The sequence below is a fragment of the Rhodococcus artemisiae genome, from assembly GCF_036327795.1.
GTDB lineage: Bacteria > Actinomycetota > Actinomycetes > Mycobacteriales > Mycobacteriaceae > Rhodococcus > Rhodococcus artemisiae.
Genome location: NZ_JAUTXY010000006.1, coordinates 260,480 through 277,592, shown reverse-complemented (window position 1 = coordinate 277,592; position 17,113 = coordinate 260,480). Strand labels below are relative to the sequence as shown.

Genomic DNA, 17,113 nt, shown 5'->3' with positions numbered 1-17,113 from the left:
CAACCGTTTCGGCCAGGGAGGTCTATTGGGTTTCGAGCTGCCGCCAAGCGGCCATGATGTCCTTCACGTTCCCTGCGCCAGCCCCGGGCACGGCGCGTGAGGCGTCGATGTACTCCTGCTCGAATCGGAGAACATGATCGGGTGGGTTGTATTCGCGCCCCGGGCGGACCGGGACGACGCGGCAATCGCAGTTGTCGTGGTATGACTTCCCGAGCGCCCGCGACCCACGTGGCCGTGTGCCCTTCGCGATGAACCGTCCCGACGATCGGGTCTCACCGCGCGCGCGGGCACGACGATCCGACGCAGACATCTCCTTGCCGCGGCCAACCACCGATCCGGCGGCTGCCTTCGACGAGTAGTAGGTTCCGGTCGTGACCGCGCGGGTGGATAGCATCTTGCAGAACGGGCACGACGAAGGCCCCGCCTCACGCACCCACCGTGCACCACCCTCCGACTCCGCGTTCTGCGTCATCGTCTCTCGGTCCGCGTCCCACACACCCTTCTGCAGCGCACCTGTCAGCTTCGCGAGAGCCGCCTCCTGATCGTCGAGACCGAGCCCGGACCCGAGAGCCCACGCCGCGTTCTCGCGGTACACAGCAAGCGCCGGCAGTGCCGCAGGGGTGGCAGTGAAGTCCAGCTCCGGTGCCTGCTCCTCGTACCACACCGCCGACATCTCAGCGGCGATCGTCGCGTACTGCGCCGCGATCTCCGGGTACAGATCGAGAACGAACGCGAACGGATCGTCCTCGAGAAGAGCCAACTCCCACAATGCGGCCAAGTCGACGCCGGCGAGCCGCGCCAGCTCCTGCATCAGCTGGTACTGCTCACTCGGCGACGTCATCGTTCACCGCCTCGGGGGCGACCACCTCACCCTGAGGTGGAGCCGTCGCCGGTGCGACCTGCTGGGCGCGCTGCGCTACCAACGCGGACGCCAACTGAGACACGCCCGAGCGACGCTTCTCAGCCATCGCCCGCTTGATCTGAACCTCATCCAGGCCCAGCAGTTCGAGTCCGACCTCAGTCTCGGCGAGCCACGGCACGGTGCCGAGCTGCTTCGACCCGGCATCCGCCTGCGCGGCCCGCGACATGTAGCGCGGATTGCGCCACTTCGTCGTCAACGTCCGCCACTCATCCGGAACCTCATCGAGTTCGTTCGCGATCGCCAGCGCGCGCATCATCGTGCGCCGCACCGCAGGCGACCAATCGTCGGTAGCGCCCTCGGCTTCCGCGACGAGACGGTCCTTCGCGTTGTCTGATCCGTCGATCGTCGTCGTGTTCGTCTCGGCCTGCACACCGAGCGCGGTCACTGGAAGATGTGCCTCTCCGGCGAACAGATTCGCCCACTGCTTCAGCATGTCGATCCCTGGCGCCGGGGACTGTGCAGCGAACTGCTGTACCTGCGCGCGCGGGTTATCCGCCTCGTCGTCGTCCGGGATGCCCTTGATGCGGCCGAGCATCACCTGCCATGACGCCTTCTGTGAACCGTCAGCGTTCTTGAATATCGACTCATCTGCGCCGAGCATCCACAGTTCAGGGAAGGAGTACACGTCCGCGTGACCCTCAAGTCGGATCACCGACCGGACCGCAAGGTCCTGCAGCGACATCAGTGGTCGGGAGATTCGGGATGATCCGAACTCGCGGCCGACCCTATACTTGTAGACCAGGGCCTCTGCGGGTACACCCCACGAATGCTCCTGCAGATCCACTGACCACTTGCCAGCATCACGTTCTGCCGTGATCGTCTTGCCATCCAGGTAGAGAGCCAGGGACGACGGGTGCCCCTCCGCGTCGCGATCTGTGATCGACAGGAGGTTGTCCAGGCGCCGTCTGCGACGGTTCCAATCTCCCGTGGCCGACAACGCGTCCTTCACGTGAATCAGTGACCCCGGCTCGTTACCCACGCCATCGGTGTTCACAAGGAACGAGACGCCGTGAATCAGAGAGGACACAGCAGCGGAGTTCATCTCCGCTCCGAAGAAGTTGTCCTCCCATACCTCTTTCACACCCAGCGAATCGAGGTCGCCGTCCGGCCACACAAAGCCATCGAGGTTGCAGATCCGTGCGAGATCGTCGACAGCCTTCGCTGTCCAGCCGAGAGTGATCCCGAGCCGGTAGTACGTTGGAGGTATCACCGACGTGATCTGCCGCGCCATCCGCTTACCGTCGTAGTACGTGGCACGCAGACGATTCCGTGGGCTCTTCCTCGCGAGCTCATCGAGGAGATGGTTCAGAAGATCGTTCTCGTCGTCTTCGACATCGGGGAGGTAGATCTTCCGCTCGGTCATATCACCACCGCCTCCCTACCTCGACTCGACCGCGAAACGCGACCCGCACTCGAACGACCAGACCGGCCAGCACTCGGAACCTTCTTCGTCACCGTCGCCGCCAACAACGCGAACGTCATGCTCACAATCGGGGAGATGTTCAACGTCTCATCGCTCAAATCCCAACCCCAACCACCAGCAGTACCGATACCGACGCGACGCGCAACAACCATCGCGTCAAACACCGCGCCTTGATTTCCGTGAGTCAACGTCCCCGCCTTGCTGCGGTTCATCAGCAACCCACACGCCTTCGCCATGTCACCGCGCGTGGCCTGATTGACCATCACCTTCCGCGCACGCAACTGGGGGATCAGCGCGGCCGCCGGAGAAGTCCCGTACACCATCACCGGAGTACGACGTCGTGTACGTCCCGCGATCCACGACAGTGCAGCCTGAGAATCGACACCAGCCCACACCTCCTCGACATGCGCGGACTCACCCTCGATCCAGCAGGCGTGCACCGAGATCTCACCATCGGCGGACATGTCCACCGCCAGCGCGTGCGGCCGCACCCCATCCTCCGGTCCGACATCGGACATTGCGTCCCACTGCGCACGACCGAACGCAGCCTTGTGCCGCAACGACTCATCCCACACACCCAACGCTTCGCGGCGGAACGAGTCATCGGACAGGTTCTTCTTCATGCGCAGCATCGCCCGCTCCGAAGTGCGGTGCGGGAAACTCGGGTTCGCCTTACGCCACTGCTCCCGATCGTTCAGATCACCACCGCGATCGGCCGAGAGTTCGATGTACAGCGTCTCGTCCGTCTCGCCGTCCAAGGCCTCTTGCCGCGCGAGGGTGAACACCTCACCCGGATCCTTCGGCCGCGGCGGCGTGCCCGTCAGAATCGTCAGCGGATTTTCAGCGACGTTCTGTGCTGCGATCATGTCCTCGAGTGCGGACTCCGTCAGGATCTGCGCCTCGTCGAAAACGAGGATGTCGACCTTCGTGAAACCACGACCGAAACCCTGCTCGCGTGCACCGAAAAGGATCCGCGAGCCGTTCGCAAACTGGATCGCCTCATCGCCACGCGCACGCACCACGTTCGAGATGTGCGGAGCCACCCGAGGCTGTGCCGCCATCCCCGACATCGACCCGAACGTTTCCTTCGCCGTCTTCACCCGGTGCGCCGTCCAGATCACCGTGAGGTTCGGGAACAGCAGGCACAGTGCGAACACGATCGCACCGAACAGGTACGTCTTTCCGACCTGACGCGGGATAGACACGAGGATCTGATCAGCGGCGTACAGGCCGTCCTTACGTTTCGCCAGGATCAGGCGGCCCGCGCCGTCCTGCCAACCGTCGAATCCCCAACCGAGCCGGGAGCACGTATCGCGCACTGCCGGCCACCCGGTCGACGTGATCTTCTTCGGCGAAATCACATGCCGGGCAACGTCAGATAGCCGAGGAGTCCCACTCTTCGTCGTCACTGTTCGCCACCACCGACTTCTCCTCGCTCTCCGCGAGGTCGATCGCCGCGATCTCATCCGCGATGTCCTGCAACCTGCGTGTCAGTGCCGCCAGATCACGCGGGGGAGTGTCGAGGTTCTCCACGCTCTTCGCCACCCGATCCCGCAGAGCAACGAGCAGTTCACGATGAGTGCCGTTCGCTGCAGCTTGGGATACCGACTTCTTGCGCGGCGGCCGGGCCGGCGTCTCGTTCGGGGCGACCGCGCGGAGGCGTTTCGCTGCCATGAGGCCTCCTCTCGCGGGGGTGGTGGGGGTGGGGGGAAACGTCGGAGGGGGCGGCTGCGTATGCCGGAGGTGGCAAGTCCGCCACCCCCAGGGTCACCTCCCCCTGGGGTCACCAGGTTCGGGCGGTGACGTAGGTGCGGGGCGCGGCGGCAGCGGCCAGTTCCTCGTGGAGCTTGGCGCCTTTGGACTCGTTGCAGGAGCGGTGCGCGGCCTGGATGTTGTCGAGGCTGTCTTCGCCGCCTCGTGCGATGGGGATGATGTGGTCGACGACGTAGGCCATGGGGTTGCGGTAGTGGAGGCTGTAGTCGATCGGTTGGTTGCAGAGTGCGCATGGGGGTTTGGTGCGGCGTAGGTAGCTGCGGTGTTTGTCTCGGGTGGTGGTGTTGCGGGTTGGTCGTGTCACTGGTCGAGTCCGAGGTTTTTCTCGTGTCGGTCAGCGTTTTTGTGTCGTCGTTTGTCCATGCGCGTGTCGTGGTCTGTGCATCCGTTGGCGCGGTCGAGTTCGCGGTCGATGGCTCGTTCGATGATGGTGATGCGTGGGTCGTCGCCTGCGAAGCGTGCGGTGCGGAGTTGGTTTCGGAGGTCGCGGAGGCGGGCTTCGATGCTGGGGTGCAGCATGGTTTTACCTCCGGATGTTGAGTGTGTGGAGGATCCAGGTGAGCCATGGTTTGAGCGCCAATGGTTTCTCCTGTGGAGGTAGGTCGGGCTGCGGCCGCGCGGTCGCTGGGGGGAAGCGGGATCGCGTGGCCGCCCCACTGGGCCGGCAGTCATGGTCGGCTTTGGTGGGTGCCCGATGTACACGAAACGCGACCGTCCGGGGGGTGGACAGTCGCGCTCCGCGTGAGCATATCAAACGGGTGGCTCAGTGCAGGTCACGCACACTCCCCCGGAATCACGCTCATTCACGCTGCATCACGTCTATTCGCGAGATACGCCAGGGCTGACGGTAGCGAGTAGTAGCCGGACGCGATGGTGGTGATGTGGCCGCGTGAGATCCAGTTGTCGAGGTCTTTGCGTGTGACTCGCCTCTTGGTTCGTTCGTAGATCATGATCCGCAGTTCAGTCTTGGTGAGGCCGACCGCTTCGAGGCTCTCGTCTTCGGGTCGTTCGATGGTTTTCTCGCGTGGCCGGTCGACGGATCGTCGTGCGACTCCGATGGCGTAGCGGATTTCGCTGGGTGCTTCTTGGGCGCCTTCGGTGAGGGCGAGGGCGAGGTGCCAGCGGTGGAGCCAGCGGGCGTGGTGGAGGGTGTCGTTGCGGTGGGGTGGTTCGAGGTGTCGTTGTTCGCAGACGGCGCGTACCCATGAGTGGAGGGTGTTGTGGAGGAGGTCTGCGGCGTCGGACGCTTCGGGTGAGAACGGTAGGGGTTGTTCGTCTGTGCCGGTGCGGACTCGGGGCCCGCCGGTGCTGATGCGGTCTTGCTTGGTCAGCGTGATGGCGAGGTCTTCGCAGAGGCTGGGGATTTGTTCGAGGAGTTGCAGCAGCGCGGGGTGGTCGTGTTTGGGGATGTAGAACCCGTCCGAGTCGGTCATGGTCGCCTCCCGAATGCCATGCCGATCGAGATGACTGCGGGCCACGGGATGATCCATCCAAGGGCGACGAACCAGCCGTCGGCGCTGCCGGTTAGTCCGTATGCGGCGCATCCGTATGTGAAGTAGGCGGCGAGTAGTGCCCATGCGGTGAGGTGGAATAGCTTCATGGTCGTTCCTCGTCGTCGGTGTCGTGTGTGGTGGTGAGTTTGTCGGCGATGTCGATGAGCCGGAGTTCCTGCCAGTCGGGGTTGGCGGTGTGCATGCCGTGGATGGCGTCGCGGCGGTCGACGTAGCTTTCGCCGCTGTCGGACACGATTCGGCCGTTCGATGCCTTGCGGTTCCAGCGCCACTCCCCAGCGCGATCGCGATAGAGGGTGAGTGTGTGCTTATGCGGTGCGGTCATGGTGGTCCTCCTCGACGATCCGGTTCAGTGCGTTCGTGAGACCGTGCATCGCGTCCCCGACCTTGGCGAAATGCTTTCGGGTGAGGTCGAGGCCGGTCCGGAATCGGTCGAGGGTCACCTGGAATCCGACGTCCGGCAGCCCGAGGAACCGCCACTGCTCGTCGTAGCTCATGGCGTCCCAGTCGATGCCCCAGTAGTGGCCGCATCGGCATTCGTGGCCGCCGTGGTGGTTGGGTTGGTGGTAGCAGAGGCACCGGTGCGCGGGTGCGCCATCGATCGTCGCCGGGCAGTAGTCGTGGGTCATGGTGTTCTCCCGAGTTCGTGGTAGTTGGGGTCCGCACGAAACAGTGCGATCGTCATACGGGTTTCCTTCGGCAGAACCGACAGGTCCGGCGACTCACAGCTCCAATCCGCCTGCTGTTCGAGCCATCCGAGGAACGTGCGGACCTTGTCGAGATCGACCGCGCGAGGTTCACCGGGGTACTCGACCGGATCTTCCTGGTGCACAAACATCACAGACTTGTTCGACGGAAGGTGCTGGATGTCCCAGTGGTCCGAGCTGAGCGTGAAGTCCCCTGTGTCCTCGTTGTGGAGGATCGCGGGGTGGATGGCGAAGTGCTCGCCTACCTTCTCGGCAGTGACGGTGACATCGCGGACGTTGAGCTGGATGAGGGTCATTCGTTGCTCCCGAGGTGTGTGAGTGCTTGGCCGGCGTAGTCGGTGAGCATCGCCGCGGCCGTCAACCAGCCAGCAGCGCAGAACACGACGAGGCCGAGGACACGGAACGTGGGCTTCACGCCGCGCCTTCTTCCGTGAGGTACTGCTCGGCTGCGGTGTCGAGATCGGTGACGTCGTCGGCTGTGGCGTGAAGTCGCCCGAGCTGGTCGAGCTTGCCGGGCCGGTACCCGGACCAGTGCATGTCACCGGCGGTCACGACGGGCACGGCCTGGTAGCCGAGGAGTTTCACTTCGTCGGCGGCTGCAGGGTCCTGGTCGACGTAGCGGGTCACGTACGGGGTGCTCTGGCGGTCGAGGTGGCGTGCGGTGGCCTTGCACTGCTGGCAGCCGGACGTCTTGGCGTAGAGGGTGATCTGGGTGGGGTTCACTGTGGGTCTCCTGGTCGTCGTCCGGTGATCAGTGCGATGAGGTCGTCGAGGGTCATGAACACGACCTGGTTTCCGGGGTGGGTGGTGCCGCGGCGTTTCGCTGCGACGAGGGCGATGTCGGCATGGTCGTTGTGGCGGGCGGTTTCGGTTTCGCCGAGCCAGGTGCCGACTTCGAAGCGGCCGCCATAGTTTTTGCATTCGACGACGGTGCGCAACCCGTGGACTTTGAGTCCGGTGAGATCACCGCGGTCGTTGATGCCGTTGAGGCGGCGACGTTCGATGCGGTCGTCGATGTGGGTGGCGAGGTAGTCGGCGATGTCGGATTCGAAGCGTTGGCCGGCGGCCTTCGCGGACTTGCGGGTGCGGGTCATTTCAGCCCCTTGAACCAGTAGCCGCCGACGATCGCCTTACGTGGGTCCGCGGTGAGGTGGCGGCGCTCGATCATGCGGCGCCGGAACTCGGTGTCCTGTTCGTCGGTGAGCCGGAACGGTGTTGAGCGGCCGAGCGCGACTCGGCGGGCGAAGCGGTGCGCGTCGGGGGGCGCGATACCCATCTCCTGGAGGATGTGGTTCGCCTCTTCCATGAGCGCGCGGCGATCCTCGGGGAGTGAGTGCAGCTGCTCGAAGTACGCCTCTTTCGCGTGGCGCACGATCGACCCGGGCAGCGGCTTGTATCCGTCGTCGCCTGCTTTGAGGTAGGCGCGGGCTACACCGGCCTCCAGGTCCTCGCAGGCGAGTCCGGACTCGGCGAAGACTTCCGCCCATGCGTGGATGATCGCTTCGCCGCCCTGAGGGAACCAGGGGTCGTTTCCGGCGCACTTGGCGAGAACCTTCCCTGCGGTGTCGATGTAGTAGTCGGTCGTCACATCAGCTCCCGTAGTTCGTTGGTGTTTCGGTTGGCGTTGATTCGTTGTGCGGTGCCGAGGAAGCCGTGGACTTTGGCGTCCTGCTTGGTCATTCCGTTGGGTTCTGAGTTCCGGCCGGGGAGTGGTTCATCGAGCCAGCCGTCTCCGTTGAGCCAGCCCTCCGCGTATTTGGTGAATCGGTCGACGCGGTTCGGGTCTTGGGCGTATCGGATGGCGCCGTCGATGAGTGTTTCGTTGCTGACTCTTCGCACGGCTCGTTTCCATGCTGTGAGTGCTTTTCGCTTCCCGGCCTTGCGTGGGTATTCGTGCCAGAACTCTTCGAAGGTGTCGGGGTAGTCGGTGGGGTCGGGCTGCTCGGATTCGGTGTCGCTCGACGGCGGAGCCGGTGAGCAAATCTCTTCTTCCCCGGTTCCCCTGTTCCCCTGTTCCCCTATTACAGAACCGGAAGTTCCGGCGGCACCAGCGGAATTTCCGCGACTATCCGCGGAAATTCCGCGGGTCTCCGCGAGAGCGTCACCAGCGGACGTCTTCATGGGTGGCGTGTTGAACGAATTACCGCTGGTCACGTCGTAGATTTCACCCTCGGCTGGGAGTGGGTATTTCGACGTGGGGCGGAAATCTTTCGACTGGTGGCGCTTGAAGTTGGGGATCTCGTAGTAGGGGCGTCCGGATACCCGGTAGAACACCACTCCGTAGGCTTCCGAAACCTCTCCGCAGACCTCCGCGAAGCTCCGCCAAGTTCCGGCGGCATCCGCGGAATTTCCGCGACTCTTCCGCGGAAGCTCCGCAACATCGTCATTCGGGAAAACGAACGCCTCCAATTCCTTCATGTTTGCGGTGCCATGACCGGAGTCGTCAGCCCAGTTCCACATGGCCATGAATGTGAGTCGCACCGCCAGATCGGCCTGCGCAGTGCTCGGCGAATCCCAGAACTCAGGCTTGAGTGTCCGAATTCTTGCCATTACTTCACCGCACCCTTCCTGCATTCCCGGCACCATCGGGATCCGGGTGCCGCCGGTTCGCCACACACGCGGCATGCGCGTACCGGCGGCTTGTGGGGGTTGGTGGCGCGCACGATCGCGGCTGCGACCGGGACCGTGCGCACCACCGATGGGTCGGATGTCATGCCGCGTCGTCACCGTCAGGCGACTCGAGGAACGCAATCAGCTGCCCGGCCTGCTCCGCGGTCACATCCGCGGCGGACTTGATGCCCGCACCGAACTGACCCTGCAGGTAGTCCAGCTTCGCGGCCTTCGTTTTCACGCCTTCGGCGTCGAGGAGCTCGGCGATACGCACCTGCTGGTCACGTGTCGCCTTCTCCGGTTCTGCCGTCTTCTTGTCGGGTTCGTCCTGGACAGGTTCGGGGGTGGGTGCCGGGGCGAGCGCAGCCTTCAGGCCGGCGACACCCCGGCGCGGTGGTCGAACCTGCTCGGAGATCACACGGACGGGCTGCTCCAGCTCCAAGTCCTCCACCGAGTGCGCCATACCGAGGAGCACTTCGGGAGCGAGCTTGCGGCACACCTCCGCCGCAGCCTTCGCGTAGAGCATCGCCTGGGGGTCGGTGTCGTACTTCTTGTTCGACGTATACCCGGCCTTCGTGGCCCGGGCGATGTCCCATGTCGAGGTCTCCGCGACGCCGGTACGGGGGTCGTCGCCGGAGACGGTCACCGAGTCGTCGGTGGAGTCCACGGTCCAGATGCGGTAGCCGTGCGACTTGAGGATCGCCACCATCGTGCGAGCGAAGATCGCCGGTGATCCGTGGACGGTGAAGATCTGCTGCATGGACTGGATCGGGGTCAGTCCGATCTCCGCGCCGTACAGGATGGCCGCGGCACCGTCTCCGGGCTTCCCCTTGAAACGCGCGGGGACCATGTCGGTGCCGCAGATGGCGTCGGCGAGTTGCTTGGCTGCGCTCATGGCCTGGGCGTGCTGCATGAGCTGTGCGACTGCGGAGTTCGATGCGGGGGTGGCTGCGAAACTGTCCCCGGCCTGGACTATGTCGTTCTCGGTGAGGGGCTGGATCTCGGTCATGCGTACTCCTCGATGAAGGTGGGTTTGCTGGCGTAGAGGGAGATGGAGTCGCCGCGGCCGTTGCGGCGGTCGGCGATCTTGTGGCCGCGGCACATTGCGAACTGGGCGTTGCCCATGGCGTCGAGCACCCGGGTTTTTAGGCCGCGCAACTCTTTGTCGAGGGTTTTCGACTGGGCGGTGGCGGTGAGGTATTCGACGGCCAGGACTTCGTCGAGTTCCACCTCGAGGTCACGTTCGATGTCCGGATGGAGACGGCGGACGCACTCGTACGTGGTGATCGTGTCGTCCAGATCTGGTGGTGTTCCGGCGCTGATCGACGCAACCCACAGGTAGACGATCTTCAGGATGTCGTCGGCGACCTCTGGGTCCCATTCGATCGGGTAGATGCGTGGTCGCCCGTATTCGGGCCAGAGCACGATGTCGGCCTGGTGGATGCCGGAGATGAGCATCTGCCAGATGACCTGCGCGGTGTAGTCGGCGGGTGCTTCTCCGGATCCGTCGTCGCCCCACTCTTCGAGCGATCGTGCCGACTTGATTTCGACGATCTTCCGGGCGCGGCCGCGTGATGCGCGTCGGTCGACGGTTGCCGCGTTGGGGAACGCGAGATCGTCGAGGTGGAACTGGACTTCGCCGGGGCTGAGTTTCCAGCCGGGGTTGCGGTACTTCCAGTACTCGCCGGCGGCGAGTTCGACGGCGTGCCCGTAGTCGAACATGTCCTGTGACTGGGTGGTGACGGGTGCTGGTTCGACTGCGCCGGCCATCTCGTGCCACAACGCGAATTGACTCTGCCAGCGGGAGATGCCGAGGATGGCGGGCACCTTCGATGCGGTGACCATCCGCTGCCATTCGGGTGAGCCGGGGACGATGGCGGGCATCTTCATTCGTCCCACCCCAGTTCGACTTCGTCGTCGACGAGGTAGCCGCGGATCTGGGATTTGAATTCGCGTCCGTCGATGCGGTCGTTGGCGCATCCGGCGGGTTTGCAGGCGGTGGTGCGGGTGCGGTGGCAGCCTTCGATGTCGCAGATCCAGGTGGGGCCTGGGCCGGTGAACGTCAGTGGGTGTGCGGTGGTGGTGACACCGAGTTCCGAGTCGAGGGCGATCTCGTACGCGCGGTCGTGGTCGATGGCGGTCACTTGCGCACCCCGATCGTGAAATCCCGTCCGTACTGGTAGGCGGGTCCGTCGGGGATCGTCTTTCCCCATTCGGCGCGGTCTTCGTCGCGCTTCGCGAGCACGGCGCGGACGACCGCCCGGTAACAATCCTTTGCCCTGTCGTCAGCACGAGCCCAATTGGTTCCGGACTTGAGGAACACGCCAGCCGCTCGGTACGCCTCCTCGGCGTAGTCGTCGATGCGCTTCTCGTCGGCCTGCTCGCGCTCGATCCGGTCGGCCTCACGGAGCAGCACCCCCGCAGCGGTCACGAGTCCGCAGTCGGTTAGGAGCGCCGCGTTCTGTCGCAGCGATTCGATGCGGTGATCAGTCATTCCACACCGTCCTCGATGACGATCTCGCCGGACTCAGCCAACTTGGTTCCGATGAAGCGCGGTGGCGTCTCGGTGATCAGAGTGAGCTTCACGAACCACAGCGGGTCGTTACCGCTCGGCGGCTCGACGGTCATCTGCTCTCTGGCGATGACACCCGGGAACTTGCGTCCGCCGATCGTGAGTCCATCGCGGGCGATGACGATTTCCTTGCCGAGTTCTTCTTCGATATTCATTCGATTACCTCCACTGGGAGTTCGAGATCGTCGATGGAGCACGGGGTTTCGCCGTGCCACAAACGACCCGGGGTGATGGTGGTGAGGAAGGTGCGTCCTGACTCGACCTCACGGAGTCGGATTCCGGCCTTGAAACGCCACAGGACACGGTCGTCATGAATGACCAGCGGCGGATGAATGGTGGTCATGCTGCGCTCCGATCTCGTTGGACTTGACGCGCGGACGTGCGCAGCCGGATCGCGATGTCCTCCGCAGACAGGCCACGATCTGTGAGATCCCGTACCGCTTCGCGGCGTTCGACCGCACGCCCAACGAAGTCGTCCCGCTTCGTGCGCCGAACCCGATGAGGCTGGGCAGCCGGGTCGTCGATGGATTCCTCGTCCCACTCGAGGGGAAGCGCCCACCCGTACTTGACGGCGAGATTCCGGGCCCGCACCGACGGGCCGCGCTGCATCTGCAGCTCCTCGAACAAGACGCGGATGTCGCGGTCACGACGCACCGTGAGGAAGTCACGCGTCAAATGGGTAGTGGCATACAGGTTGCCTACCGACATACCGAGACGGTTCGCGAGGTACGACTGTGTCCATCCGAGGGCGGTGAGCGCCCGGATGCGGCGGGCCGCGCCGATCGCAGGAACACAGTCGTGGTCGGCGGCCACGAGATGCTTCGCCGCCGGAACCGGAATCGCGAGGATCCGTTCGGCGGTACCACGTCCGATCTTCGTAGCGGTGCGCAGTCGCATCAGTTGGGTTCGATAGATGCCGGCCAACTCTGCGATACGCCGCCACGACGTTCCTGCGGCACGGAGTTTCTGGATGTGCTCGAGGGTTTCGGTGGCGTCGATGAACTCAGGATCGAACCGGCCGTACGCGTGCTGTCGTATGCGCCACTTCTCGTAGCAGGCGTGGCATTTCCCGCGTCGGAGCTGGCCGCCACGGGGGCAGTTGGGGACGCTGCAGATACTCATTCGGCACCACGCTGTGCTGGTCGGATGTAGCAGCCGGCGCACAATCCATTCGCCCCAGGCGAAACAGTGTCGGGGTGCGTCGACAGTGATGTTCGGCGCGGCCGCATCTTCCGGCCACACTCCCTACACCCACCCTCATCGACACCTACGACGGGGATACTGCCCCTTTTCGGCCTGCCGCCTTTCCGGCCGTTCTGGGAGTAGATGCCGTAGATGCGTCGGTCTTCCTCGAACAGATCCCACAGGCGTGGATCGCGCTGCAGAGGCGGCTTGTCGGTGATGGATGCTGCCCACGCGTCGATCACTGCGGAGAGATCACGGTGGTTGAGTAGGTCGGTCATGATGCTTTCCTGGTGAGGTCGACGTAGTGGTCGTGGAGGCGGACGAGCTCGTCGACGACATCGGGGGCGATGATCCGGTCGAGTTCGAGTTGCACGTCTACGGGGCTCAGCAGGTACATGCGGGCCACGGTCAACGCGGGTAGGTTGACGCCTTTTTCGAGTACGTGCTTGCTGCGAGAGATGATGTAGCGGCGCCGGTTGCTGTCACGCTTGGCGTCGAGGCATGCCCGGCATGCGGTTTCGCCGAGTCGGTGGTGGCGTTGATAGCCGGATTCGGTGCCGCATTTCGCGGTTCGCTTCTTCACTTGGCGCCTCCGAGGAAGTCGTCGGCTTCGATGCGGGAGGCGTACTCGTTGGCGCGGTTCGCGATGTTCCACGCCTTCTCTGCCTGCTCGAGCAGTGCCGTGCGGTAGGCGTCGGATTCGGCGGCCTGGATGGTGAGGGTGTCGGCGAGGTACGCGGCGAGGTCAGCGGAGCGGCGTGCTGCGTCGGCGTCGATCTGGCGGACGGGTTCGGAGTGAGGTGTCGGCGTGAGCGTCATGGCAGCATCACCGCGAGGTAGCCGATGGTGCCGAACACGAGCGCGGCGGCGATCCACCAGAAATGCGCCAGGAACACATCCCACCGGGACGGTTCGGGCAGGTCATCGGCGAGGTCGTCACGCCGATCCTGCTGGTAGATGGGGAGAGCACTCATGCCTGCACCGCCTTCGCTGCGGCACGTTCCGCATCCCACGATGCGGCCACCGCTTCGCCGAGCTTGCGGATGTACTTGTACTGCGCGGCCCACCTGCCAACATCAGCCGGATCGCGGTGTGCCCATTCGTCCTTTTCGCGGCGCTTCACTTCAGTCTTGAGTTCGTCGAGGGTTCCGGGTCCCCAGCAGCCGGCTTGGACTTGGTGTCCGTCTGCGGTGCGGTAGAGGGTGACGGTGATGTTTTCGGATCCGACTGGGCCGATGGTGATGTGGTGTTGGGTGTGGGTGAGTTCGGCGTTGCCCCACACGCGGGCGTCGTCCCACACGCTGGCGTCGTCCCACACGCGGGCGTTGCCCCACACGCGGGCGTTGCCCCACACGCGGGCGTTGCCCCACACGCTGGCGTTGCCCCCCACGCTGGCGTTGCCCCCGATCCACGCATCCCCATCCTGAGACAGGTTGGCTTCCTTCTCGATCCAGCCACCCAGATCGCCGGTCTTCACACCGTGACGTGGGATGTCGCGCAGAGCCTTGATGCGGTGCAGGGTGACGCTGTAGTGATCCTTGGTTTCGGTAGTGATCTCGAACTTGGTCATTGCGTTGTCCTTATGCATAGTCGTGCAAAGTTTTTGCGACTTGGAGCCGGTGCGCCCCGCAACCCCTCACGAGGCGCACCGGAGTTTCAGGAGTCGTAGTCGTCGACATCGGCGGCGTAACCGCGCGCGATCTCCGTGGCGACGAACACCCACAGCAGGTGCAGCAACAGTTGGCGGGCGTTCACGACAGCACCGCGAACATGAGAGCAGCGACACCGACCATCACGACCCACAGGACCAGCGCGATCGGCAGGCCGAACACCAGGCCGCGCATCAGTTACCACCGAACTGGGCTTGGAACGCCTCCACCTTCGGTATGTGCTCGTCGCACAAGGCTCCGACCGCAGCGCCCAAGAAGGTGCCGCCGTCCTCCGGGGAGTACTTCTCGAGGGTGACTGCCGCGAGCTGCACCATCGACACACCCGAATCGAGTGCGTCGCACGCCGCATACCCGACCTCGAGGGCCAAGTCCTCGGCACCGCCGTACGGGAAGCGACGCTCATCGAGGACCGCGATGAACAAGGCGTCCTTGTCCGCGGCGGTCGCGGTCGGCGGCGTGTGCGTCGCCGCGACCGGGGAGGCCGGCGCGCTCGCCGGGGCCGACGCGGCGAGCGCGGTGCCCTCCACCTCTGAGCCGGTAGCGGTGCACGCCGCGGCGACCAACGCGCCAGCGAACAGAGACGAGACAACGACGGTGGCGCGGCGCTTGTTCATGCGAGTGAGGTCCTTCAAGTAGTAACGGGCGATCGTGAACTTCGTGGGAGTCACGCGACCTCCGCGTGCTCAGCGACGTAGCGGTCGAGCATGTCGCGGGTCACCTTGCGGCCGCGACCGATTCGAACGAACGGCAAACCGTGATCGCGCCACAGGACGCGCACGGTGCACTCATGGCATCCGAGGTACTCGGCAGCCTCGACGGCGTTGAGGAGCAGCTTCGGGCCGATCGGCGCGGTCATGCCGCACCGCCCTGGATCACACGCAGCGGGCGGCGAAACCGACGCTCCTCGAACTCGATCGGCTTCGATCGGAGCAGCCGCACCTTCGCGCCGTAGCACTCGAGGAGCAGCGCACGATCAACGGCGGCGCTGCGGGAGAGGTAGAAGCGGCGGACGGCCGGCCAGATGAACCGTTCCGTCTTGAACCGCTCGATGTACTCCTCGTCGGGCTCCCAGCCTTCGGGCTTCCAGTCGCCGCGCTTCATGCCTGCGAACCAGGGCTCCGCGTCGTCGGGGTGGTAGCAGTCGGCGGGGTATTCGACGTCGAGCTTCCACACGTACTCGGTCATGCCAACTCCCTCGCTTTTCCGCCTTCGATCGCGAACAGGCCAGCAGAGTTCTCGTTCGCAGACAGACCTTCGTGGGCGAGCTGGTCACGCAACATCAGCTCCCACTCGCCTGGTCGGACGCGCGTGGACTCACGACGCTTACCGCCGTACACGCCACCGGTGTGCAGGTAGAAGAACTTCTTGCCCTTGAATGACGGGTGTCGGTGTTGGGATCCGTCGCGGTGGGTGCCGGCCTTCGGTCCCTCGGTGCGCAGGGAGCCTTTTCCTCGCTGATCGATCAGGTAGCTCTTCAGGTAGAGGTGCTCCATGAAATCCGTCTCGGCGATTGCCGAGAAGTACTTCTTGTGGAAGGCGCGGAGGCTGAGCCCGTCACCGCCTTCGATCGCGCGTTTGAACTTCTCGCCAACCTCCGCCTGGGCCTGCGCTTCGAGAACACGCTTCTCGGCGTCGACGAGTCGGAGTGCGTACTCGAGTGGGGTGAGCGTCTCGATCTGCGCGGGGCGTTCGGTGTCGAGGAGGTAGTCGCGGACTCGGCGGGCGATCTGGGAGTCACGGAGGAGCATCCCGACACGGAGGACGGCGCGCCGCGGGAAGAGTGCGATCCGGCTTGCCGAGGAGGGGACGTTCATATTGAACGTCTCCTCGAATGCCCCCCGCGTAATGACGCGGTATCCGTCGTTATCGAGTTCGTCGCGGTTCCGCTTCACGACGGTCAGGACAGTCTCGCGGTCGACTTCGAAGAAGGTGGCGACCATGTCCGTCGTGCAGTGCATGTCGCCGGGTAGGGACGCAATGATGCCGACCTTGTCGAGTACGTCGGTGCGCGATGCGAGCGAGTCGCGCTGTTCGCGCGCGGCCGGAGCTGTGAGGTCGGTAATCATGCTGGCACCGCCTCGACTGCGAGTTCGCTCACCGGCAGCGAGGTCTTGAGCGGCGATCCGTAGCAGTCGACGATCACGATCGCGTGCGGCACGAGCTCGCCGTCGATCGTCGCCGGGTAGTAGTCGATGACGTCGAGGACGTCGTCGTGCGTCCACTCGTCCGGAGTGGCGGTGCGCAACTTGTATGCTGTGTGTGACACGTGATCTCCAATCTCTTGTCAGTGCCGTCAGCTGTTTGCCCAGCTGGCGGCTTTTTCTATGCGGCTACTGCTGTCTTTCTCTTGACGGTTGGGCGCTCGGTAGTTGACACCTGCTCCTCGAAAAGCACCTCGGTGGGAACACCGAGCGCCTCCGCGATGCGATCGGCCGTCAGCGGCAAGCAGCTGCGCCGGCGCTCGTGAAGTAAGTGATCAACGAAGCTGGGATGAACGTCGACATACCGAGCGAGCTTGCGTCCCGACATGACTTTGTTCTTCTCAGGCCCAACCAGCGCCCGGAGGAGAGCCGCACTGCGGAGTCTCATCCAAGTCCCCTTTGGTCGTCTGCGATAGCGGGTTGCCATCGTGTGCTCCATCCTGCCTAGTAGGCGTCTATCTGTCAAGTACTGAGCAGAACTGTAGCGCCTACCGGTAGGTGGGTGCAAGTGGGACGATGGCGGGAACTTTCCGCAGGCA

Annotated in this window: 33 protein-coding genes; all 33 read right to left on the bottom strand. The window is 64.3% G+C overall.

Annotated elements, in window-relative coordinates:
- Positions 1 to 22: 22 nt before the first annotated feature.
- A complete protein-coding gene (locus Q7514_RS15720; protein ID WP_330134193.1) occupies positions 23 to 841 on the bottom strand; it encodes a VG15 protein in 819 nt (272 codons plus the stop codon).
- Complete coding sequence (locus Q7514_RS15715; RefSeq protein WP_330134192.1) at positions 825 to 2,285, bottom strand: phage portal protein; 1,461 nt, start codon at positions 2,283 to 2,285, stop codon at positions 825 to 827. The genes Q7514_RS15720 and Q7514_RS15715 overlap by 17 nt, the downstream gene beginning before the upstream one ends.
- Positions 2,282 to 3,664 carry a terminase large subunit domain-containing protein gene (locus Q7514_RS15710; RefSeq protein WP_330134191.1) on the bottom strand — a complete coding sequence of 461 codons (1,383 nt, stop codon included), beginning with the start codon at positions 3,662 to 3,664 and terminating at the stop codon, positions 2,282 to 2,284. Before Q7514_RS15710 ends, Q7514_RS15715 begins: the two co-directional genes overlap by 4 nt.
- Before the next feature lie 55 nt (positions 3,665 to 3,719).
- Positions 3,720 to 4,019 (bottom strand): hypothetical protein, encoded by a 300-nt coding sequence (locus Q7514_RS15705; protein ID WP_330134190.1) that lies wholly within the window; start codon positions 4,017 to 4,019, stop codon positions 3,720 to 3,722.
- A gap of 109 nt (positions 4,020 to 4,128) precedes the next feature.
- The gene (locus Q7514_RS15700; protein WP_330134189.1) at positions 4,129 to 4,422 is read right to left on the bottom strand and encodes an HNH endonuclease; all 294 of its coding nucleotides are present in this window, start codon (positions 4,420 to 4,422) and stop codon (positions 4,129 to 4,131) included.
- Positions 4,419 to 4,637, bottom strand: a complete 219-nt coding sequence (locus Q7514_RS15695; protein WP_330134188.1) for a hypothetical protein — start codon at positions 4,635 to 4,637, stop codon at positions 4,419 to 4,421. The genes Q7514_RS15700 and Q7514_RS15695 overlap by 4 nt, the downstream gene beginning before the upstream one ends.
- Before the next feature lie 284 nt (positions 4,638 to 4,921).
- Entirely contained in the window at positions 4,922 to 5,551 is a 630-nt protein-coding gene (locus tag Q7514_RS15690) for a hypothetical protein (protein ID WP_330134187.1), read from the bottom strand.
- On the bottom strand, positions 5,548 to 5,718 hold the full coding sequence (locus Q7514_RS15685; protein ID WP_330134186.1) for a hypothetical protein: 171 nt from the start codon (positions 5,716 to 5,718) through the stop codon (positions 5,548 to 5,550). Before Q7514_RS15685 ends, Q7514_RS15690 begins: the two co-directional genes overlap by 4 nt.
- Complete coding sequence (locus tag Q7514_RS15680; RefSeq protein WP_330134185.1) at positions 5,715 to 5,954, bottom strand: YegP family protein; 240 nt, start codon at positions 5,952 to 5,954, stop codon at positions 5,715 to 5,717. The genes Q7514_RS15685 and Q7514_RS15680 overlap by 4 nt, the downstream gene beginning before the upstream one ends.
- Entirely contained in the window at positions 5,938 to 6,258 is a 321-nt protein-coding gene (locus tag Q7514_RS15675) for a hypothetical protein (RefSeq protein ID WP_330134184.1), read from the bottom strand. Before Q7514_RS15675 ends, Q7514_RS15680 begins: the two co-directional genes overlap by 17 nt.
- On the bottom strand, positions 6,255 to 6,632 hold the full coding sequence (locus tag Q7514_RS15670; RefSeq protein ID WP_330134183.1) for a hypothetical protein: 378 nt from the start codon (positions 6,630 to 6,632) through the stop codon (positions 6,255 to 6,257). The genes Q7514_RS15675 and Q7514_RS15670 overlap by 4 nt, the downstream gene beginning before the upstream one ends.
- Positions 6,629 to 6,751, bottom strand: a complete 123-nt coding sequence (locus Q7514_RS15665) for a hypothetical protein (protein ID WP_330134182.1) — start codon at positions 6,749 to 6,751, stop codon at positions 6,629 to 6,631. The genes Q7514_RS15670 and Q7514_RS15665 overlap by 4 nt, the downstream gene beginning before the upstream one ends.
- Positions 6,748 to 7,059, bottom strand: a complete 312-nt coding sequence (locus tag Q7514_RS15660; RefSeq protein WP_330134181.1) for a glutaredoxin family protein — start codon at positions 7,057 to 7,059, stop codon at positions 6,748 to 6,750. The genes Q7514_RS15665 and Q7514_RS15660 overlap by 4 nt, the downstream gene beginning before the upstream one ends.
- A complete protein-coding gene (locus Q7514_RS15655; RefSeq protein ID WP_330134180.1) occupies positions 7,056 to 7,430 on the bottom strand; it encodes a hypothetical protein in 375 nt (124 codons plus the stop codon). Before Q7514_RS15655 ends, Q7514_RS15660 begins: the two co-directional genes overlap by 4 nt.
- On the bottom strand, positions 7,427 to 7,924 hold the full coding sequence (locus tag Q7514_RS15650) for a hypothetical protein (protein WP_330134179.1): 498 nt from the start codon (positions 7,922 to 7,924) through the stop codon (positions 7,427 to 7,429). Before Q7514_RS15650 ends, Q7514_RS15655 begins: the two co-directional genes overlap by 4 nt.
- The gene (locus Q7514_RS15645) at positions 7,921 to 8,886 is read right to left on the bottom strand and encodes a hypothetical protein (RefSeq protein ID WP_330134178.1); all 966 of its coding nucleotides are present in this window, start codon (positions 8,884 to 8,886) and stop codon (positions 7,921 to 7,923) included. The genes Q7514_RS15650 and Q7514_RS15645 overlap by 4 nt, the downstream gene beginning before the upstream one ends.
- 160 nt (positions 8,887 to 9,046) lie before the next feature.
- Positions 9,047 to 9,955 (bottom strand): hypothetical protein, encoded by a 909-nt coding sequence (locus Q7514_RS15640; RefSeq protein WP_330134177.1) that lies wholly within the window; start codon positions 9,953 to 9,955, stop codon positions 9,047 to 9,049.
- Positions 9,952 to 10,836, bottom strand: a complete 885-nt coding sequence (locus Q7514_RS15635; protein ID WP_330134176.1) for a YqaJ viral recombinase family protein — start codon at positions 10,834 to 10,836, stop codon at positions 9,952 to 9,954. Before Q7514_RS15635 ends, Q7514_RS15640 begins: the two co-directional genes overlap by 4 nt.
- Positions 10,833 to 11,090, bottom strand: a complete 258-nt coding sequence (locus Q7514_RS15630) for a hypothetical protein (protein ID WP_330134175.1) — start codon at positions 11,088 to 11,090, stop codon at positions 10,833 to 10,835. The genes Q7514_RS15635 and Q7514_RS15630 overlap by 4 nt, the downstream gene beginning before the upstream one ends.
- On the bottom strand, positions 11,087 to 11,440 hold the full coding sequence (locus Q7514_RS15625) for a hypothetical protein (protein ID WP_330134174.1): 354 nt from the start codon (positions 11,438 to 11,440) through the stop codon (positions 11,087 to 11,089). Before Q7514_RS15625 ends, Q7514_RS15630 begins: the two co-directional genes overlap by 4 nt.
- Positions 11,437 to 11,673, bottom strand: a complete 237-nt coding sequence (locus Q7514_RS15620; protein WP_330134173.1) for a hypothetical protein — start codon at positions 11,671 to 11,673, stop codon at positions 11,437 to 11,439. Before Q7514_RS15620 ends, Q7514_RS15625 begins: the two co-directional genes overlap by 4 nt.
- Positions 11,670 to 11,861 carry a hypothetical protein gene (locus tag Q7514_RS15615; protein ID WP_330134172.1) on the bottom strand — a complete coding sequence of 64 codons (192 nt, stop codon included), beginning with the start codon at positions 11,859 to 11,861 and terminating at the stop codon, positions 11,670 to 11,672. Before Q7514_RS15615 ends, Q7514_RS15620 begins: the two co-directional genes overlap by 4 nt.
- A complete protein-coding gene (locus Q7514_RS15610) occupies positions 11,858 to 12,640 on the bottom strand; it encodes a DNA-binding protein (RefSeq protein WP_330134171.1) in 783 nt (260 codons plus the stop codon). Before Q7514_RS15610 ends, Q7514_RS15615 begins: the two co-directional genes overlap by 4 nt.
- Entirely contained in the window at positions 12,637 to 12,981 is a 345-nt protein-coding gene (locus tag Q7514_RS15605; protein ID WP_330134170.1) for a hypothetical protein, read from the bottom strand. Before Q7514_RS15605 ends, Q7514_RS15610 begins: the two co-directional genes overlap by 4 nt.
- Entirely contained in the window at positions 12,978 to 13,286 is a 309-nt protein-coding gene (locus tag Q7514_RS15600; RefSeq protein ID WP_330134169.1) for a hypothetical protein, read from the bottom strand. Before Q7514_RS15600 ends, Q7514_RS15605 begins: the two co-directional genes overlap by 4 nt.
- The gene (locus Q7514_RS15595; RefSeq protein ID WP_330134168.1) at positions 13,283 to 13,522 is read right to left on the bottom strand and encodes a hypothetical protein; all 240 of its coding nucleotides are present in this window, start codon (positions 13,520 to 13,522) and stop codon (positions 13,283 to 13,285) included. Before Q7514_RS15595 ends, Q7514_RS15600 begins: the two co-directional genes overlap by 4 nt.
- Positions 13,519 to 13,677, bottom strand: a complete 159-nt coding sequence (locus tag Q7514_RS15590) for a hypothetical protein (RefSeq protein WP_330134167.1) — start codon at positions 13,675 to 13,677, stop codon at positions 13,519 to 13,521. Before Q7514_RS15590 ends, Q7514_RS15595 begins: the two co-directional genes overlap by 4 nt.
- A complete protein-coding gene (locus Q7514_RS15585; protein ID WP_330134166.1) occupies positions 13,674 to 14,273 on the bottom strand; it encodes a hypothetical protein in 600 nt (199 codons plus the stop codon). The genes Q7514_RS15590 and Q7514_RS15585 overlap by 4 nt, the downstream gene beginning before the upstream one ends.
- A 273-nt stretch (positions 14,274 to 14,546) precedes the next feature.
- On the bottom strand, positions 14,547 to 15,041 hold the full coding sequence (locus Q7514_RS15580) for a DUF732 domain-containing protein (protein ID WP_330134165.1): 495 nt from the start codon (positions 15,039 to 15,041) through the stop codon (positions 14,547 to 14,549).
- Positions 15,038 to 15,229 carry an excisionase gene (locus tag Q7514_RS15575; protein WP_330134164.1) on the bottom strand — a complete coding sequence of 64 codons (192 nt, stop codon included), beginning with the start codon at positions 15,227 to 15,229 and terminating at the stop codon, positions 15,038 to 15,040. The genes Q7514_RS15580 and Q7514_RS15575 overlap by 4 nt, the downstream gene beginning before the upstream one ends.
- On the bottom strand, positions 15,226 to 15,558 hold the full coding sequence (locus tag Q7514_RS15570; protein WP_330134163.1) for a hypothetical protein: 333 nt from the start codon (positions 15,556 to 15,558) through the stop codon (positions 15,226 to 15,228). The genes Q7514_RS15575 and Q7514_RS15570 overlap by 4 nt, the downstream gene beginning before the upstream one ends.
- Positions 15,555 to 16,439 carry a hypothetical protein gene (locus Q7514_RS15565; protein ID WP_330134162.1) on the bottom strand — a complete coding sequence of 295 codons (885 nt, stop codon included), beginning with the start codon at positions 16,437 to 16,439 and terminating at the stop codon, positions 15,555 to 15,557. The genes Q7514_RS15570 and Q7514_RS15565 overlap by 4 nt, the downstream gene beginning before the upstream one ends.
- Positions 16,436 to 16,639 (bottom strand): hypothetical protein, encoded by a 204-nt coding sequence (locus tag Q7514_RS15560; RefSeq protein ID WP_330134161.1) that lies wholly within the window; start codon positions 16,637 to 16,639, stop codon positions 16,436 to 16,438. The genes Q7514_RS15565 and Q7514_RS15560 overlap by 4 nt, the downstream gene beginning before the upstream one ends.
- Between the last annotated feature and the right edge of the window lie 474 nt (positions 16,640 to 17,113).